This window comes from Legionella parisiensis (genome assembly GCF_001467945.1).
Taxonomy (GTDB): Bacteria; Pseudomonadota; Gammaproteobacteria; order Legionellales; family Legionellaceae; genus Legionella; species Legionella parisiensis.
Genome location: NZ_LNYQ01000013.1, coordinates 2,178,749 through 2,197,228 on the forward strand (window position 1 = coordinate 2,178,749; position 18,480 = coordinate 2,197,228).

Genomic DNA, 18,480 nt, shown 5'->3' on the forward strand with positions numbered 1-18,480 from the left:
ACCCAGTATTGGGATAATTATCCAAGCAATTTACAATATTTGCTTACATACTCACCTTAGTTGTACTACAGGAAAAGAAACTGTCTTTCTGCCTCATCGTATGAATCGCTACGGGAACTACTGTGCGTTTAATACAGTCACATACTAAACAATCAAACGGTATAGGTACATTGGACCATAATAAAAAGAATTACCCATCAAGGTAGTGATGCCTCATTTTTACCGCAAACATTTATAAAGCAAAAAAAGTTTAGAAAGTAGAGCGGATGCATTATTAAACCAATTTAGATTTTCAAAATAAGTCTTTTGCAAAAATCGGTTTGGTTCGACTCTCATCATATTTAATGAGTGAATTAAAACATTTATTTATCTACTGACATGAATCCATTTTAAAAAACAGCTATAGTAGGAAGAACATGATTGTATTTGTATCCTGATAAGAGGATGTTTTTTAAGGATATTGTTATGGATGACAATTTATATAAAGAAGCTTTGCTTAGGCTCGATAACGCTTCTACTCTCGCTTCGCTTGACCCGGAAGCCGTTGAAAAATTAAAACATGCGAAAGCATGCCTTGAGGTGGCGATACCAGTACGAATGGACGATGGGCAATTAAAAATATTTACCGGTTATCGGGTCCATCATAATTCTATACGTGGCCCCACTAAAGGGGGTATTCGTTTTCATCCTGAAGTGAGTCTTTCTGAAATAAAAACTTTAGCTTTCTGGATGACCATTAAGTGTGCTGTAGTTGGTATACCTTTTGGTGGCGCAAAAGGTGGCGTTATTGTCAATCCGAAACAATTATCACGCCTGGAATTAGAACGACTAAGCCGAAGTTACATTACGTCCATAGCAGACTTTATTGGACCGGATTTAGATATCCCTGCACCTGATATGTACACAAACGCTATGATTATGGGATGGATGATGGACGAATACTCTAAAATTGTCCGTCAAGCAACACCCGCTGTAATTACTGGGAAACCTCTACCATTGGGCGGAAGTCAGGGACGAGAGGAAGCAACAGGTTTAGGTGCTTATTATTGTATTAAAGAGCTGGAACAAATAAAAAAATGGCGCCCCCAAAAGATGCGCATAGCCATTCAAGGTTTTGGCAATGCAGCACAACCGTTAGCGCAATTATTAAATCAGGATGGTTACAAGATTGTGGCAGTTAGTGATTCCAGAGGTGGTATCTATCGTGCACAGGGGTTTGACATTCCAAGCATTATTTATGCAAAAAACAAATTTGAACAGATAAAAGCCGTGTACTGTGAAGATTCCGTCTGTCAAATGGTTAAAGCAACTCAGATCACTAATGAAGAGCTGTTAGAATTAAAGGTTGATATTCTAATTCTGGCGGCGCTTGAAAACCAAATAACCAAGAAAAATGCGGCAAAGATAAAAGCGCCTGTAATTGTTGAGGTCGCTAATGGCCCTACTACAGTAGATGCCGATGATATTTTAAAGAAAAAAAATACTCTTGTTGTCCCTGATATTCTAGCTAATGCAGGCGGGGTTACGGTAAGTTATTTTGAATGGGTTCAGAATAAGTCAGGTTACTACTGGACGTTGGCACAGGTGCACAGACGTTTGCGCGCCATTATATCGAGAGAATTTAACAACGTTTTTGAGTTACAGGAAGCTTATCAAGTTGACCTGCGCACGGCTGCTTATATTCATGCATTAAATCGACAGGCGGAAGCTGTCGCAGCCCAAGGGACTCATGATTATTTTTCCGAGTCTTATTGAAAAAACCTATTCTTGAATACTCTATAGAGTATTTCTAAAAATGTGACAAAATATGTGCCTACGCATGTATTCATTTGATACTTTTCTAACTCTCTAAAAAATATAGGGGATTGTTTTAACTGCAAAGAACACGCTTTTTATTGCAAAGAAATATCGCGGTGTTATTGATGAGGGGCTCGGTTTCGATTTGATACAGCTGCATAGCAACTCAATTTACTCATACAAATTGCTTTAATTTATTCCTTATGAACAACGAGCTAAAAGAGGCTCTTTTATAAAAGTTAAAAGTTTTGAGTCATATTTATCTGTCAACACCAAATTAATGTCCTATCATTAAATCAAGAAGGATAAATACTATCCATGCACTTGGGTTTTGAATGTATGATTTTTTCATGGCCAATCAAATACGAAGGGTGAACAATAATTCAAACATGGCGCTGAATTGTTGTTTTCTCAAAAAAACCGATGCAAGGAGGAGTGAGTTATGCAACGATTTTACACTATTCTATTCGTCAGCCATGGGGTTAAGGATGAAACAGAAGCCTTGGCACTAAAATTAGCCCCTATAAAGAGAACATTCTACAGAAAATTGACTGTTCGTTACCGGCATTAAAACCTCTTGTCTTTGTTTCACCGGTAAAACGTATTAATCAGGGAAAAAAGTACCATGGAAGAACAACAAAACATCTTCTCAGAACCATGTTGGCATGAGCAATCCAAGGAAACAATTCTCTCGACATTAAATGCTACAGAAATGGGTTTAAGCGAGGCGGAGTCTCAAAGCAGATTAAAGATTTATGGCTTCAATCGCTTACCGGAGCCCCCAAAAACAAGTACTTTCTTTCGCTTTATACTCCAGTTTCATAACATACTCATCTATGTGTTACTAGCGGCTGCCCTGGTCACTTCTTTTTTACAACACTGGATAGATACTGCAGTTATTTTAGCCGTTGTTATCATCAATGCCCTGATAGGCTTCATCCAGGAAGGAAAAGCAGAAAAAGCACTGGATGCAATTCAAAAAATGTTCTCTCCTACTGCTATCGTAGTACGGGATGGCGAACGAGTACGCATTGCCAGCGAGAAGCTTGTTCCAGGCGATATTATAGTGCTGGAAGCAGGAGATAAAGTTCCTGCCGATGTACGCTTAATCAAATCTCATGGGCTCACTACTCAAGAAGCCATACTCACTGGCGAATCCGTCCCAGTTGAAAAACACATCCATCCGGTTTCAAGGAATGCTGCTTTAGGGGACCGGACGTGCATGGCCTTTAGCGGAACATTAGTGACCAATGGCCAAGGCAAAGGGATTGTTGTAGAAACAGGCTCCACCACTCAAATTGGATGTATTAGTGGATTATTATCACGAGTAGAAACATTAACTACGCCATTAGTCCTGCAAATGGGGCTGTTTGCAAAATGGCTCACTTTATTCATTTTATTAATCGCCGCAATTCTTCTTGTTTATGGTTATTTTGTCCAGCACCATCCGTTTGGTGAATTGTTTATGGTCGTCGTTGGTTTGTCGGTAGCAGCTATTCCTGAAGGCCTTCCTGCAGTACTTTCGATTACACTAGCCATCGGGGTGCAGGCCATGGCGAAACGACACACTATTGTACGCCGACTCCCTGCTATTGAAACCTTGGGATCGGTATCGGTTATCTGTGCTGATAAAACCGGTACGCTGACCCAAAATGAGATGACGGTATCCTCTGTCTTAACCAGTAATCACTGGTTTATACTAGATAGCATCAGCTATGAACCTCAAGGAACAATTACGCTAAACGAACAAGTGATTGATAGCAACGAGTATCCTCTGCTTAAGAAACTCGCGCGGGCAGCAACGCTTTGTAATGATGCAACACTTCATGACCAGGAAGGGAACTGGACTGTAGAAGGCGATCCGATGGAGGGGGCATTACTCGCGTTTGCCGTTAAAACAGGACTTATTCTAAAAGAAGAAAACGCATCTTGGGTACGTACCGATGTGATTCCTTTCGATGCCAGACATCGCTTTATGGCTACCTTAAATCATAACCATTTAAAGCATGCAATGATCCTTGTGAAAGGCGCTCCTGAACAAGTTTTGAAGATGTGCCAAAATCAACAGAGCAATTGGGGTGAAATACAGCCTTTAAACGAAATGTATTGGAAAGAGCAAATGGAGCAAATGGCTGCAAGAGGACAGCGTGTACTGGCTTTCGCAATCAAAAAAGCAAAGACAGAACATACAGTTTTGGAATTTGCGGATATTGAAGGTAGTTTGACCCTGCTTGGAATGGTTGGCCTAATTGATCCCCCACGGCCGGAGTCCATTTCGGCGTTGGCGCAATGCCATGCTGCAGGTATCGCAGTCAAAATGATTACAGGGGATCATGCCAGTACCGCGCTTGCCATTGGTCGGCAAATAGGACTTAAAAATTTGGACAAGGTTTTAACGGGTGTTGATTTGGATAACATGAATGATGCAACACTCAGAAATGCTGTACTGGATACCGATATTTTCGCTCGCACCAGTCCTGAACATAAATTAAGACTGGTCATGGCATTGCAATCGCATGGTATGACTGTAGCCATGACCGGTGATGGGGTGAATGATGCTCCAGCATTGAAACGGGCGGATGCTGGAATTGCCATGGGCAGAAAAGGCAGTGAAGTCGCAAAAGAAGCGGCTGAGTTTATACTGACAGATGATAATTTTGCTTCTATTGTGGCAGCTATTCGTGAAGGCCGTACCGTTTATGACAATCTTAAAAAAGTTATCAGCTGGACTTTGCCTACTAATGCAGGTGAAGCAATGACTATTATTCTGGCACTGCTCTTAGGTTTGAGTTTACCCGTAACTGCTATTCAAATTTTATGGATTAATTTGATTACTGCCGCGACGCTTGGCCTTGCTCTAGCATTTGAACCTACAGAAGAAGGAACCATGCATCGCCCGCCTCGCCCTCAAAATGAACCTCTGCTAACTGGAAGTTTGGTATGGCATATTATTCTGGTTTCGATTCTATTTATCTGTGGCATTTTTGGCATCTATTTTTATGCACTGGATCGGGGTTATTCCCTTGAGCTAGCGCGTACAATCGCGTTAAATACCCTGGTCGTACTTGAAATTTTTCATTTGTTTTATATTCGTAATATTTATACCACCTCACTTACATGGAAAGCAGTAAAAGGAACCAAAATTGTTTGGATGGCAGTCATTGTAATTACTGTGGCACAGTTTGCAATCACTTATTTCTCTCCTTTACAAACAATATTTGTTACTGAAGCTATCCCTTTTTGGGATGGGGTACTCATTGTTGTAACTGGTGTACTATTTTTCGCTGTGATTGAAACTGAAAAGCAGCTTCGCTTAAGGATAAGTACTATAAGACATGTCCATGCAGGAAAAAATACTCTCTATGGGGATAAAATCCTATGATGGATTGGTCGTTAATCCACGGTTTCCTTTTATGACATGACTTCGATGCTCATGATGGCAAGGATTGCAGGTTTTTTCTGGTTGCTGCTGCGATAGCAAATGGATTAGTCTCTTTGGCTACAGCCCCTATGACAAGTCCTGTTTACTACCTTGATTTTTTTATTGCTCCTCAGCATGGATTTAGTGCTTGAATATAAGCTGCAGTACACATATCGACTTGGTGATGTTGTTAACTTCATTATCCTTAGTTAATACATACTATTTGCTAAAAAACGATATGACTGCTAAGTTTAACCACACTTACAAATAAATTAATTATAGATTAATGCTTACAATTACAAAAATGTCGGTTTTTTCACCTAAACCCGATGAGCAAACATTGGGTTATTATGCTATTTTTGTACCTGAAAAGTTAAGGGTTCAAGGGATTGCAGCCAGGGCTTGATATCAATTGTCCTTCTATGGATACTGATCTAGATTCGCCTCTATCAGCTCAGTCGCCTTATGAAAGATATAGGGATGGCTTTAATGGCTTCCTTGATTATGAGTATATTTTAATAGATATAGCTGAGCACATAACTGCTCCTGGAGAAGTTAAAAAATGATGACTCCATTCTCACAAAAGTATTTTTATTTTATTGCAAATATTCTACTTACAGGTTACATACTTGTTATCTCAGCCACTTTATTTAACCCTTTACTCGCAGCACTTATCTTAGCTTTGGCTTTAAAACCGTTTGGTACATTCCTTGAAAAATTCAAAATTCCTCGTCTCTTGGCTTCTCTTATTTCGGTAGTTACATTCGTTATTTTTTTAGGGGGGCTTATCCTTTTTTTTCAAGCTCAAATACGGAGTATCGACTTTAAGCTAGGTCATATTAGTCAAAATATGATCTCAATACCATCCCATATCCAAAGCTCGGTTAGTAATTTTTTAGGCATAAGTGAAGAGCAGCAAACTTCTCTTCTAAACGAAATGTTTACAATAATAATTAAAAACAGCACGGTTTTATTCAATCGTACTTTGTCATTTACCACAGCACTTTTTGCTTCAATATCAATTTTTATTATTGCTTTATTTTTTTTCCTTAATTATCGAAAGTTTTTTAAAAATTTTTTATTCAAAATGGTTAAGGAGAAATACCATTCCAATTTAAATCGGATCTTAACTCGCATTTTATCTGTTGTCGGTCGTTATATATTTGGTTTACTTCTTATTATTTTCATCGTTGCCCTTTTGAATACTTTGGGGCTTTGGCTTTTAGGTGTGGAACATGCGATTTTGTTTGGTGTATTAGCTGCTATTTTAATACTTATCCCCTACATTGGTATTTTTATTGGTTCTCTACTTCCTGCCTTATTTGTTTTATTGACAAAAGGATCGTTTGGGTATGCCTTTGCTGTGATTTTTATTTTTATAATTGTACAATTCCTTGAAGGTAATTTTTTAACTCCCAATATTATTGGTAGCCAGGTGAGTGTTAACCCTTTTGCCGTAATATTAGGACTGTTAATTGGCGGATTATTACTAGGAATAACTGGTATTATGTTCGCGCTTCCCGTACTGGCAATAACAAAAGTGATTTGTGATGAAATAAAATCCCTAGAACCTATAGGATATCTAATTAGTAATCCTAAATGAGAATCTCGTAGCGTAGCATGATTTGTCATACCATTATATTATGACGAATAACATATAGCTAACGATAAGGCTGTATTCCTGTTTTTGTGTTGTTATTTCTTTTTTAGGGATAATAACCAAGCAGCAGACATTTATCCAAATCGCTAAATAAATAATTCTTTTCGGACATAATAATTCATAAAGTTATGTCCCTTAGTGCAAATCTACTACTCCGAACCTCGAATTAAAAGAACAGGTACAGTCGCTATATGGATGATATTATCAGCCACACTGCCTAAAAATAATCGACTAAACCCTCGTCTGCCATGTGCACCTACAACCAATAAATCAGCGGGCCACTTCTCAGCCTCTTTAACAATTATTTCTGCAACTCTACCTCGTAGTTGTTTCAGTTCCAAAAGTACTTTTTCAACTTTTATTGTCGATTGAGTGTTTATTTTTTTTGTTGCATTATCTAAAATTTCTTGTCCTTCTTCTATCGCTAATTTAAGTAAGGAAGCATAATCCAAATCAAGCCGCCCACTCGCATAAATACTTTCATCGACCACATGAATAATCCGTAAATTCATGTCGTAGCCTTTTGATAGCTTTATAATTTCTTCAATAGCACAATTAGAAACTTCACTTCCATCAATGGCTAACATAATATTTTTATACATAACTACTCCAAAAAGAAGATAGATTTGGAACCATGTGCATTTGGATAATTATAGGATGGATAGTTCTTTTTACAAATATCACAATAAAAGGGGGTCCTAATAGTTGTCTAAAGTGTTCTGTTTGATGTATTGCCCATCACTCGGCTGATAGAATAAATCCAATTGTCTTGGTTTAAAAATACGCTTCAGACAACGTTTGGCGATTTTAGTAATTAATCGTAAAGCATTCGTTGCATTGATAAAACGAAACTCAATGACTTGAAAATTGTCAAATCCACCCTAAATCGATTGGTATGTACAAAAAAACATGGTTGCGGTACTACAAACCGGAACGCTACTGCTTACCTATTATAAAGGAGTTACTCTTCTCTTGATTTAATTACATAATAAACTATCCTTGAATTGTGCAATGCAACAAGGAGCGTATCATGCAACAATTTAATCCAAATTCATTTAATAGCCTAAGTCTACCTCTACAACAAATTGTAGAATTAAATAAAAAGACATTTGAAAAATTTTCTTATTTAAAAGCGGAAGATTTTCAAACTAATAATCCTCAAATTTTAGTAGAAAAAAGTGTTCAAGTTTTTATAGATAATAGTCATAAAAGCCTTGATTATATGCATCAACTATTTAATATCTGGGAAAAACTATCTCAAGAATCTCGTGAAAAAACACAAGATGTAATGAAAAAGTCGCAATCTTATGCCTCTTCAATTAGCAAGGATTCCCGCTCTTCGGCAAAAAGAGCACATGGCAAAAGCTCTTCTCCCTTAAGAAGGGAGCATTCTAGTTCGAATTCTAATAAATCGCCAAATAGTCCTTCCAGAAACGCTGCTCAACATACAGCTTCATCTGATAAAAAACATGATGCGATCAAATAAAAAATAAATTTATTTAATTTAATGAGTAAAAATATTTTTATCTATAAGGAGAAAAAAATGGGTTACATAATTGGATGGTTGTTGGGTATACCAGTGAGTGTTCTTTTATTAATTTGGCTTATCTCTCATATTTGAAAAAGGAAATTACCATGCATACTGAAACTATCATAAAAACAGGCTGTTATAAAACAACAGTTATTCGCATTTGTTGGACTGCTATTCTAGCAGGGGCTGTAGTAGGAGTGGGACTGGGGTTTTTACTCAATCTCTTTGGCATGGCCATTGGATTAAGTGCATACAGTTCATCTGCAAATGGCGGTGAAGTAATTGCTATAGGTGGGGTAATTGGTTTGTTAATCGGTACTATTGCCGCAATGGCAACGGCAGGATTTGTAGCAGGTTATTTAGGCAGATTTCATCATTGCTATTGCCATGGTGGGGTACTGTATGGTTTTATAACCTGGAGTATCGCTTTAATACTAAGTATCGTGCTTATCGGCCCTACAACTCGCTATATCTCTACATATGAAAATCATTTAAGTCCATCTTTTGCGACCGTAGAAGTTACTAATTCATTAGTTGGAGATAAAGTAGTAGCGAGTGAGAAAAATAGTAACTCCCCTAGTGTATCCGTAGAAGCAAAACATTTGGCATGGAGTGGTTGGGTTCTTTTCATTCTCTTTTTTGTTGGGGCTTTCTCATGCTGTATCGGGGCTTGTTACGGTATGCGCTGTAAAAAAGAAGAGCTATCCACGGACCTTCCTTCGCAAAATGGACCTAATTAAAAATTGCAAACTAAATACTAACCATTTCATACATGAGATGGTTAGATTTCTACCTTCATCTGATGAAAATAAAAATGGAATAAGATCATTTCAGCATAATTAAAAATTACAGTAAAAACATATAAGATAAATATTTATCAAAGTCTTATGTTCCCATTCGCTTATAAAATAAATAATAATGATATTATATTTTCAAACTTCTTTTTGCCTTCTGGAATATAAGGGTAAGTTATGGCCGGAACAAGTTTATTAGCTCTAATTGATGATATCGCAACCGCATTAGATGATATTGCAGTTATGACTAAAGTAGCTACTAAAAAAACGGTGGGTGTATTGGGTGATGATTTGGCACTTAATGCCCAACAAGTACTAGGTATTCACGCGAAAAGAGAATTACCTGTTATCTGGGAAGTGACCAAAGGCTCTATTCTCAACAAATGCATATTAATTCCATCTGCACTCTTGATAAGTTTTTTTGCACCACCGCTTGTAAGGTTCTTCTTATTATTGGGTGGACTCTATTTGTGCTTTGAAGGATTCGAGAAAATTATTGAAAAAGTATTTCATAAAAAAAATAATAGCGCAAAAAAAATAGAGAAACTTAATATCAACATGTCTTTATTGGAACAGGATAAAATTAGAGGGGCCATACGCACTGATTTTGTACTATCAACTGAAATTATAGTAATAACATTAGGAACCGTCCTCGCAACATCCTTAATTAATCAAGTAGTAATTTTAATCATCATCTCACTCATCATGACTGTTGGTGTATATGGTTTAGTGGCCTTAATTGTAAAGCTGGATGATTTGGGGTTCATTTTACGCGAAAAAAAGCAACCAATCAGACAAATAGGCATTTTTTTAATCGGCACAGCTCCAATTTTGATGAAATTTTTAGGTATAGTAGGAACAATAGCTATGTTCTTGGTTGGAGGAGGGATTATTACACACGAAGTGTCTGTAATTCATTCGTACACCGAAAATGTATCTTCAATTCTCTCTTTGGGTATTGATTTCATTACGGGCATCATCGCTGGGGGAATAGCTGCGATTGTATTTATTCTTTTTAACAAACTTAAATCAAAAATCATAATTGATAAATAAAATGATGATTGAAGAAATCCTCAATTTATACGCTACAACTCTTTTTGAAAAAAGTTTTAATAAAACGACCGCTAAAAATAAATAAGTAGGCGCATAATACGGAACTACTTCGGCTAATACGGTGATCGTTATATAAGACACCAATGAGATGATTACTATGAGCCACTGGTTTCCATTGTCAAAATAATACAATAACTCCAGATTAGGGGGAAGCATGGGAAATTTTTTAGGAATAAACGAACTTTTGGATTATGGTCTCTATTTACGAGGGATAATAATTACACTGTATGCGATTGTGATCTTCAGAATGAACTTGTCTCGGCTTTATGGAAATCATAGCGCCTTGGATTTTATTATATATATTATCTTGGGGGCTATCTTGGGCGAAGCAATTGTGAACAATATACCTCTTTTGCCTTCTATAATAGTGTGCTCATTGATTGTTTTGATGTATAAAATAATGGCCTTTTTAACTTATAAAAGCCATCGAGTGGGAAAATATATTAAAGGAGAAAAAATTATACTCATTAAAAATGGAAAACTAATTAAAAAAAATCTCGAATGCACACGAATTACGAGAAACGATATAATGCAGTCATTAAGATTGCAATGCGGCCTTTGTAATCTTGAATTAGTAGATATAGCTATTCTTGAAAGAGGAGGAAAAATTTCCTTTCAAATTAAACGTAGCCACCGTCCTTAAAAAATCGATCTTATAATGATTTTTCAGAGAATTAGTGTTACCCAAATAAATCAGCACGCGCATTTTTTTGGATACCATGTACTATAATTTTTCTAATAAATTCGTTTCTTGAGAAACAAAATCTAGATGATGCAAGTAATTTCCAATCTAAAATGAGAACATAGCATTATATTATTCATTAAGAGTTTAAGGATTAAAAAATGAAAAAGGGAATTTTTCCTTATTTAAAATATGATTTTCAAGCCTCTATAGTGGTGTTTCTAGTCGCCCTACCCTTGTGTCTCGGTATTGCACTAGCATCAGAGGCTCCCCTATTTTCTGGAATTATAGCTGGAATAGTGGGGGGGATCGTTGTTGGATTTCTCAGCGGTTCCGCATTGGGAGTAAGCGGCCCAGCTGCAGGTCTTGTAGCAATAGTTCTCGCTGCTCAACAATACTTAGGTTCTTGGAAAACATTTTTATTGGCCGGGTTTATCGCAGGAATCATGCAAATTGTAGCCGGTTTTCTACGTGGTGGAATCATTGCTTATTATTTTCCCTCATCGGTAATTAAGGGTATGTTAAGCGGTATTGGGATAATCATTATCTTAAAGCAGATTCCCCATTTAATTGGATATGATGTACCTAAACCCAAACCCCAATTAAGCTCTTAATGGACATCTCACTTCGACTTGCTTCAATATTGATGGTATTTGGCTGTCTTTTTCATGCCGAACCTCCTGCACTTAGATTACGAAAAAATTCGACTTTTAGCATTTTTGGGAGGCTTACCATTCACTTTTGATTAAATATCCCTATAACTGTGGAAGAACTTATTTTATCTAAGACTCCCTTATAAAAAGCTGAAACGACGCCCTCAGCTAATTACAAGGGAACCTATTGCACTATATTTTATTTTAATTACCAACCATAAAAATTTGAAATAGATTGAACATACTCTGGAGAGAACTCCGGCCAATGATCTTTATCAAAACCAGGGGAATTTTTTAACCGCTCTTTATCTATATTCAAAATAAAACAATCTTCATCAAGATTATAGGTAAAGGCATTCCAAGGAATAGCAAAAAATTTATTGCCAAAACTCATAAAGCCACCAAAATCAAGCACTAAATAAGTCACTTTTCCTGTGTCTTTATCAATTACTATTTCCGCAACCTCTCCCAAATCTTTTAAATCATGATTTTTAACTGAAACCCCAACAACCTCACCAGAACGTACATTTGAATGAGCCATTTTTATTTCATCCTTGTTATTTAAAAATTTTAGCAAAAATATACCCTATTCCTGCTGCCAGAATAACTGAAGTAAGTGGTTGTTTTTGGATAGAGCGAGAAACACTTTTTACAGAATCTTCAATATATCCTTCAGCTTTACTCAATTCTTCCTTGCCAGATTTATATAAATCCGCCGCTGTATCACCAATTTGCGCTACTAGTTCTTCTGCTTTGGGTTTAGTCTCATAATAAGCATTTCCCGCTTTTTCTTTGGCTGTATCCAAAAGCTGGCTTGCTTTCTTTTTAATTTCTTTTGCATTGTCATTAAAATCATTCATAACTATTCTCCTTATAGTCTTATACTTCAAAGAACTTGGGAAAACACTCTATATAAGCTTAATGATTAAGAACTGTTTGTCAAATACAGCCCAAAAAGACCAATGTTTTACCATTTTTAATTATTGATAGGCATCTCGGCTCAAACCTCTTATCGGGCCAAGTGAAACAAAATGTAAGGCTAAGAAAATTTGGGAAAATTTTTCTAAATATTCAGGTTAATATGAATGATATCCAGTACAATTGATTAATGATTATGTTTTAAAGTGTATTGGCATTATTAGATCTGCTGATATTATTGGCATCCGGCCAAATTATACGCTCCAGTAAGTTCCTTTTTGGGGCTAACTGCTAGATACGCACTGCATACCAAACCTCAACAAATTCCGTTTAAACCTTAGCGAGATTTAAAAAATAACGAGTCGCTTTAAGTTCGCCGATTCGTTTGAGAATATTTTTTTAACCAAGTCATTTAGTTCTCTGGTTCTTTATCGATCGGTACGATCATATGAGGTATAAAAATTGGAATAAATCGGTATTATGCCTGTAAAAAAGATAATCAGTGCACTAAGTCGTGCAGCCATGATACGGTTTCTTCATTTGAATTAAAGGAAATCGAGTCATGCAATTGCACAACTCAACCAAAAACATTTGGAGTTAAGGCCTTTCCTTCTCTACGGTAGGAGGAAGGAAAAAACCTGAACCCGTTGAGTGCTTGCATGAGATCATCAATGATACCTAGAACCCTCATTATTGAAGATTTAGTTCAACTTTAGGAGTATTATAATCATCTCGAATAAAAATAGATTTTCCTGCTAATGTTAAAAAATCCTCTAAATCATGTTCTGGTATATTGGGGGCAAACAGAGCTTTGTCTACCAATCCAACAGTCCTATCATATTTTTCACCCGACATTCTTAATCCCGCGTTATTTACACATGCTATCATCGCTCTTGCAATATAGGCGTTTAATGAATGCTGGTGGTAATTCCCACCGCTTGCTTCCTGGATCGCTCTAAAAATATCTCCTATTGTATTTGCAGAATCAAGCTCATGGGAAAATTTTTGTGCTCTTTTTACACCAGTATCACCATGACGATGAAAAAATCCACGATATCTTTTAGGTGAATTGTCGTCTTTTTTCGTTGAATATTGAATATAATATCCAGCTTGCTCTTGCAAATTTTTTTTAAGCGTCTCAATACTTACTTTTTGAAGTTCACTCGATATGTTTTCTAAAGTTTTTCTTTTATAGTCTTGCACGCTTGAGGCGCCTAGGAAATCTCTGATTTTATTTCCTGATGCTATTACGGAAGACATTCTACCAATTTGTCTCTCTAAAGCTTGTTTTACTGTGTCAACTTCTTTTTTTAATCGCGACATGACATTCACCATTACACTTAAAAAAGGCAACTTATAGCTATTATATATAATGAATGTTAAGGGAACATTAATGTGTATAGCGACAATTAAAACGATGAATTGCCTCGAATTATGTGCATTTTCAGTAGAGCAGCAATAAACGAAAAAAACAGCCCAAGTTAAGGCATAGAATTTGGATTTATTTCATCTTTCATTATGTGTTTTTTATCTAAAGCCAAGGATAATAGTGTGGCGATGACAAGCGCTGCCGTAATAATAGACAAAGTCTGTTCAAAATTAAAATGTAACTCGAGTGATTTACCAAGCAAAGGCTGAAGTATAAGAGCACTCATCATTAAGATCATATTGGATGTTGATAATGCTGTACCGCGAAGTTCGTTGGTGACACTGTCTTTTACTACTCCAAATACCAAAATATATGCGGAAGAAAAAAAGCCTGTGAGGAACAATAAAAAATACAATATTCCCAAAAATTCAATCTTCAAATAGACAACAAATGAATAAAACAAAAATGTTAGCGAGGCAAATAATGTCATTACTATTTGTCTTTTTACACCGCATTGAACAAGCCAGGCACAAAAGGGGCCTCCAATGGCGGCTCCGATAAATACGACAGACATCAGAGTGCTGACTGTATACAAAGACATTGCTGGATAACGATGAACTAAAAAAGGAATTCCCCACAAATTAGCAATTGCATTAATGATCGAAATCATAGCAAATCCATAAAGTCCTGCGAGCCAGACTTGTGGATTTTGCAGAACTTGTTTGAGCGCTTTCGATGGGGATATCTGTTCTCTTTCTTCAGAAATAGAACAATGCTCTGGGTCTTGAATAATAAAAATAACAAATAAGGTGACTACAATGGCGCAACATCCAACAACATACATGGTAACGCGCCAACCCAAGTGAGTAATAAGTGAAGCCATACCAACTTCCCCAAGTGCCACTCCCATCATCGCTAAAGTCTCGGAAATGCCAACCAGCATCGTAAAGTGACGATTGGAAAACCAAGATGCAGTGACATAAAGCATCCCAATAAAACCAAAGGCGCTTCCCGATCCCATGATTAATCGAGCGAGATAAGCTTGCCCATACGATTGACTTAATCCCAAGCCAAATATGCCAAGGGATAGTAATATCGATGCCGATATTAAAATTTTACGTGTCCCAAAGCGATCATAAGCTAATCCAACCGGAATTTGCATGATCACATATGCTAGAAAAAAAGCAGCAGATAGCGAACCTACCTGTGTTTTAGTTAATTGAAAATCCAGACTCCACTTAGACGCCATCAATCCTGCCGTTGCTTGAAGAAAAAATTGAAAAAAAACATAAGTCGTAGCCATCCCCCAGTTAAGCCATGGCATTAGGTGTTGTCGATTAAGCATATTTACTCCAATTTCATAAGCCACTCTATCATTAATCTCTGTTGATTAAGTAGAGTACCTGGAAAGAACTCCATTAAAATAGCACCTTGAACACCTATTTCTTCTGGTATTTCTTGTATAATGCGCGGCACTGGCAAATCCTTGTCCCCAATTCTGCAGCAGGACATTTATAACCAAACATCAAGCTCAGAAAATTATAATCCGAATATTTTGTATCATCTCCATTTATTTTTATTAAAAGCAAGAAAAATGGTCTATATTTAACCTACTAACCAGATGAGTTGAAAAAAATCATAGAAGGAACATATTTATGGACAAAAAAATAGAACTATTGACCCCCCAAAACTCGGTGCTATTAATGATTGATTATCAACCACAAATGGCTTTTGGTGTCGCAAGTATTGATCGGCAATCTTTGAAGAATAATGCCGTAGCCATGGCTAACGCAGCAAAACTATTCCAGGTTCCTACTATTCTTACCTCTGTGGAAACAGAAAGTTTTAGCGGTTTTATATGGCCAGAGTTACTCGATGTATTCCCTGAAAATAATGTTATTGAGCGCACCAGCATGAACTCATGGGACTCTCAACTAGTGAGGCAACATGTTGATAATACTGGCAGGAAAAAGTTAATCCTTGCAGGCTTGTGGACTGAAGTATGTATCAATATGTGTGCTTTTTCAGCAATGCAAGATGGTTATGAAATTTATGTAGTTGAGGATGCTTGTGGTGGTACAAGCGAAATAGCACAACAATCCTCTATGAATCGAATGCAACAGGCTGGAGTTGTCTCTGTAACTTGGCAGCAAATACTGCTTGAATGGCAACGTGATTGGGCAAGAAGAGATACTTATGATGGTGTCATGAATATTGTCAAAGAGTTTAGTGGTGCTTACGGTATGGGCGTTGATTATGCGTATACAATCGTTCACAAACAAAAGCCAAGAAGTGAATGGAAAGGTAAAATGGTAAAATAGTATCTTTCTTAAGGAGTAGATAAATACGTGACCCCCAGCCTCATAAAAGCACCAACGCAGGCTAATGATTTTATATCAGGGGCAATCAAGGAGAACCTTGCAATGGATACAATTTATTACAATGGAAATTTTAAAGGCTCGGGTATTAGTAATAAAAAAATAACTGCTGTTGCTATTAAAAATAATAAATTTGTTCAATTTGGCTCTGATATAGAAATTATTAAACTAAAAACATCCGAGACGATACTGGTTGATTTACAGCAAAAAATTGTAATTCCAGGATTAAATGATTCTCACATCCACTTAATTCGTGGTGGACTGAATTTTAATATGGAGTTACGTTGGGATGGCGTTCGAACACTTAGTGAAGCGTTATTTATCCTTAAAGAGCAAGCTGAACGGACTCCGGCTCCCCAATGGGTTCGAATTGTTGGTGGTTGGACTGAGTTTCAATTTAAAGAGCGGAGAATGCCAACATTGGATGAAATCAATTCGGTTTCAAAAGACACTCCTGTCTTTGTCCTTCATCTCTACGATCGCGCATTACTCAATAGAGCCGCATTGAATGCCATTGGTTATGATAAGAATACTAAAGAAATGCCTGGTACCATGATTCAGCGTGATAAAAAAGGTAATCCAACCGGCTTATTAATTGCCCATCCTAACGCCATCATACTCTATTCTGCATTAGCTCAAGGCCCTAAGCTTAGTCGTGATGATCAAATTAATTCAACCTTACATTTTATGCGCGAATTAAACCGTCTTGGAGTCACTAGTGTGATCGATGCTGGTGGTGGGTTTCAAAATTACCCAGATGATTATGAAATAATCCAAGCGCTCGATCAAGAAAATAAATTATCTTTAAGAATCGCTTATAATTTATTTACGCAAAGAGCAGGATATGAACTAGATGATTTTACCCATTGGACAAAAACTTCGAAATACCAACAAGGTAATGACTATTATCGTCATAATGGAGCCGGTGAAATGCTTGTTTTCTCAGCTGCTGATTTTGAAGACTTTCTGCAACCGCGACCTGACTTACCTTCTGTAATGGAGGAACAACTAAAACCTGTTGTACGTCTTTTAGCAGAAAATAAATGGCCCTTTAGATTACATGCAACTTATGATGAATCAATTGCTAGAGCTCTAACTGTTTATGAGGAGGTCCATTCAGAGATCCCTATTGATAATTTACATTGGTTTTTCGATCATGCAGAGACCATCTCTGATCATTCAATAGATCGGGTAAAAAAAATCGGTGGTGGTATAGCTATTCAAAACAGGATGGCTTTTCAAGGAGAGTATTTTAGTGAACGCTATGGGAAAGAAAAAACCTTACTTACTCCCCCAATTAACAAAATAATTGAAGCAGGGATTCCAATCGGCATGGGGACAGATGCGACTCGAGTTTCGAGTTATAACCCCTGGTTATGTTTATATTGGCTCACTACAGGAAAAACAATAGGTGGACAATCACTTTATAATGAAGACAACATCCTTTCCAGAGAAAAAGCATTAGAGCTTTATACTAAAGGAAGTGCATGGTTTTCTAATGAAGAACATTTAAAGGGATCTTTTCTTTCTAATCAATTAGCAGATTTTGCTGTTCTGTCTAAAGATTTTTTTTTAGTACCAGAAGAGGATATTAAAGACATCTATTCGTTAATGACGGTGGTAGGTGGGAAAATCGTCCATGCTTGCGATAGTTTTTCTCAATACAATCCGCCAATTCCACCTGTTAGTCCCTCATGGTCTCCAGTTAAATATTATGGAGGTTATCATCGAGAAAACGTACTCGCATCAATTAACCAAAAGTTCCATCACCACAATCATTCTACTACTTCTTGTCATCATAGTTCTTGGCAATGGGGTGCATGTTTTTGCTGGGCATTTTAGTTATGAAAAACAACAGCCAACGCAAAGGATAGGGGTCAGATGATTAATAGATTTGGGATAATACTCTTCAACTACTTAATAAAGTAAGGCTCACTTCAGTTGATGGTGGGAGCATACTATAGGTCGGATTCGTCTTCCATTGCCCAGAAAAAAACCTATAAACAATATTTAAGGCAATATCAAACTGAAACAGAAAAACTAGAACTTAAAAATTGCCATGGCCTACGTCATGCCTATGCTCAAAAAAGATATCATGAAATTACAAACCAGCTCTCACCAGATAAACTGCCATTTAAATGTCAATTGAGGGTGGAAAACCATA

The 18,480-nt window shown here is 36.9% G+C and carries 15 protein-coding genes and 4 pseudogenes; 12 read left to right on the forward strand and 7 right to left on the reverse strand.

Translation table 11 applies throughout. From position 1 onward, the window contains the following. Positions 1 to 465: 465 nt before the first annotated feature. The 4 genes and pseudogenes from Lpar_RS15685 to Lpar_RS15695 all read left to right on the forward strand — a co-directional run bounded on the left by Lpar_RS15685 (position 466) and on the right by Lpar_RS15695 (position 6,821). Positions 466 to 1,755 (forward strand): Glu/Leu/Phe/Val family dehydrogenase, encoded by a 1,290-nt coding sequence (locus Lpar_RS15685; protein ID WP_058518806.1) that lies wholly within the window; start codon positions 466 to 468, stop codon positions 1,753 to 1,755. A gap of 570 nt (positions 1,756 to 2,325) precedes the next feature. Further along, positions 2,326 to 2,397 (forward strand): annotated as a pseudogene (locus Lpar_RS19715) (universal stress protein); the annotation flags it as partial. A gap of 25 nt (positions 2,398 to 2,422) precedes the next feature. Continuing rightward, complete coding sequence (locus tag Lpar_RS15690) at positions 2,423 to 5,179, forward strand: cation-transporting P-type ATPase (RefSeq protein ID WP_058518807.1); 2,757 nt, start codon at positions 2,423 to 2,425, stop codon at positions 5,177 to 5,179. A gap of 601 nt (positions 5,180 to 5,780) precedes the next feature. Next, positions 5,781 to 6,821 carry an AI-2E family transporter gene (locus Lpar_RS15695; RefSeq protein WP_065236082.1) on the forward strand — a complete coding sequence of 347 codons (1,041 nt, stop codon included), beginning with the start codon at positions 5,781 to 5,783 and terminating at the stop codon, positions 6,819 to 6,821. Positions 6,822 to 7,027: 206 nt separating this feature from the next. Here Lpar_RS15695 and Lpar_RS15700 read toward each other — a convergent pair whose 3' ends face one another. Continuing rightward, positions 7,028 to 7,480 carry a universal stress protein gene (locus tag Lpar_RS15700; protein ID WP_058518808.1) on the reverse strand — a complete coding sequence of 151 codons (453 nt, stop codon included), beginning with the start codon at positions 7,478 to 7,480 and terminating at the stop codon, positions 7,028 to 7,030. 135 nt (positions 7,481 to 7,615) lie between these two features. Next, a pseudogene (locus tag Lpar_RS19720) lies at positions 7,616 to 7,818 on the reverse strand (Y-family DNA polymerase); the annotation flags it as partial. Between the two features lie 90 nt (positions 7,819 to 7,908). Between Lpar_RS19720 and Lpar_RS15705 the strand changes: the two are divergent. From Lpar_RS15705 to Lpar_RS15730, 5 genes and pseudogenes are all read left to right on the forward strand, one after another. After that, positions 7,909 to 8,364: a hypothetical protein gene (locus Lpar_RS15705; RefSeq protein WP_058518809.1), complete on the forward strand. Its 456-nt coding sequence runs from the start codon at positions 7,909 to 7,911 to the stop codon at positions 8,362 to 8,364. Positions 8,365 to 8,513: 149 nt separating this feature from the next. Further along, on the forward strand, positions 8,514 to 9,149 hold the full coding sequence (locus Lpar_RS15710; RefSeq protein WP_058519304.1) for a hypothetical protein: 636 nt from the start codon (positions 8,514 to 8,516) through the stop codon (positions 9,147 to 9,149). A gap of 231 nt (positions 9,150 to 9,380) precedes the next feature. Continuing rightward, entirely contained in the window at positions 9,381 to 10,256 is an 876-nt protein-coding gene (locus Lpar_RS15715) for a DUF808 domain-containing protein (RefSeq protein ID WP_058518810.1), read from the forward strand. Positions 10,257 to 10,470: 214 nt separating this feature from the next. Further along, complete coding sequence (locus Lpar_RS15725; RefSeq protein WP_058518812.1) at positions 10,471 to 10,959, forward strand: DUF421 domain-containing protein; 489 nt, start codon at positions 10,471 to 10,473, stop codon at positions 10,957 to 10,959. Between the two features lie 200 nt (positions 10,960 to 11,159). Then, positions 11,160 to 11,582: pseudogene (locus Lpar_RS15730) on the forward strand (SulP family inorganic anion transporter); the annotation flags it as partial. Between the two features lie 277 nt (positions 11,583 to 11,859). Here Lpar_RS15730 and Lpar_RS15735 read toward each other — a convergent pair. From Lpar_RS15735 to Lpar_RS19580, 5 genes are all read right to left on the reverse strand, one after another. Further along, complete coding sequence (locus tag Lpar_RS15735; RefSeq protein WP_058519305.1) at positions 11,860 to 12,192, reverse strand: PRC-barrel domain-containing protein; 333 nt, start codon at positions 12,190 to 12,192, stop codon at positions 11,860 to 11,862. A gap of 16 nt (positions 12,193 to 12,208) precedes the next feature. Further along, positions 12,209 to 12,511 carry a DUF883 domain-containing protein gene (locus Lpar_RS15740; protein WP_058518814.1) on the reverse strand — a complete coding sequence of 101 codons (303 nt, stop codon included), beginning with the start codon at positions 12,509 to 12,511 and terminating at the stop codon, positions 12,209 to 12,211. A gap of 748 nt (positions 12,512 to 13,259) precedes the next feature. Continuing rightward, positions 13,260 to 13,892 (reverse strand): hypothetical protein, encoded by a 633-nt coding sequence (locus tag Lpar_RS15745; RefSeq protein WP_058518815.1) that lies wholly within the window; start codon positions 13,890 to 13,892, stop codon positions 13,260 to 13,262. A gap of 158 nt (positions 13,893 to 14,050) precedes the next feature. Then, positions 14,051 to 15,283 carry an MFS transporter gene (locus tag Lpar_RS15750; RefSeq protein ID WP_058518816.1) on the reverse strand — a complete coding sequence of 411 codons (1,233 nt, stop codon included), beginning with the start codon at positions 15,281 to 15,283 and terminating at the stop codon, positions 14,051 to 14,053. Between the two features lie 2 nt (positions 15,284 to 15,285). After that, positions 15,286 to 15,414 carry a hypothetical protein gene (locus tag Lpar_RS19580; RefSeq protein ID WP_272947100.1) on the reverse strand — a complete coding sequence of 43 codons (129 nt, stop codon included), beginning with the start codon at positions 15,412 to 15,414 and terminating at the stop codon, positions 15,286 to 15,288. A gap of 179 nt (positions 15,415 to 15,593) precedes the next feature. Between Lpar_RS19580 and Lpar_RS15755 the strand changes: the two genes are divergently transcribed. From Lpar_RS15755 to Lpar_RS19460, 3 genes and pseudogenes are all read left to right on the forward strand, one after another. Continuing rightward, complete coding sequence (locus tag Lpar_RS15755; protein ID WP_058518817.1) at positions 15,594 to 16,259, forward strand: hydrolase; 666 nt, start codon at positions 15,594 to 15,596, stop codon at positions 16,257 to 16,259. A 102-nt stretch (positions 16,260 to 16,361) separates the two neighbouring features. Then, positions 16,362 to 18,158, forward strand: a complete 1,797-nt coding sequence (locus Lpar_RS15760) for an amidohydrolase (protein ID WP_058519306.1) — start codon at positions 16,362 to 16,364, stop codon at positions 18,156 to 18,158. A 132-nt stretch (positions 18,159 to 18,290) separates the two neighbouring features. Then, positions 18,291 to 18,475 (forward strand): annotated as a pseudogene (locus tag Lpar_RS19460) (phage integrase N-terminal domain-containing protein); the annotation flags it as partial. Positions 18,476 to 18,480: the final 5 nt, after the last annotated feature.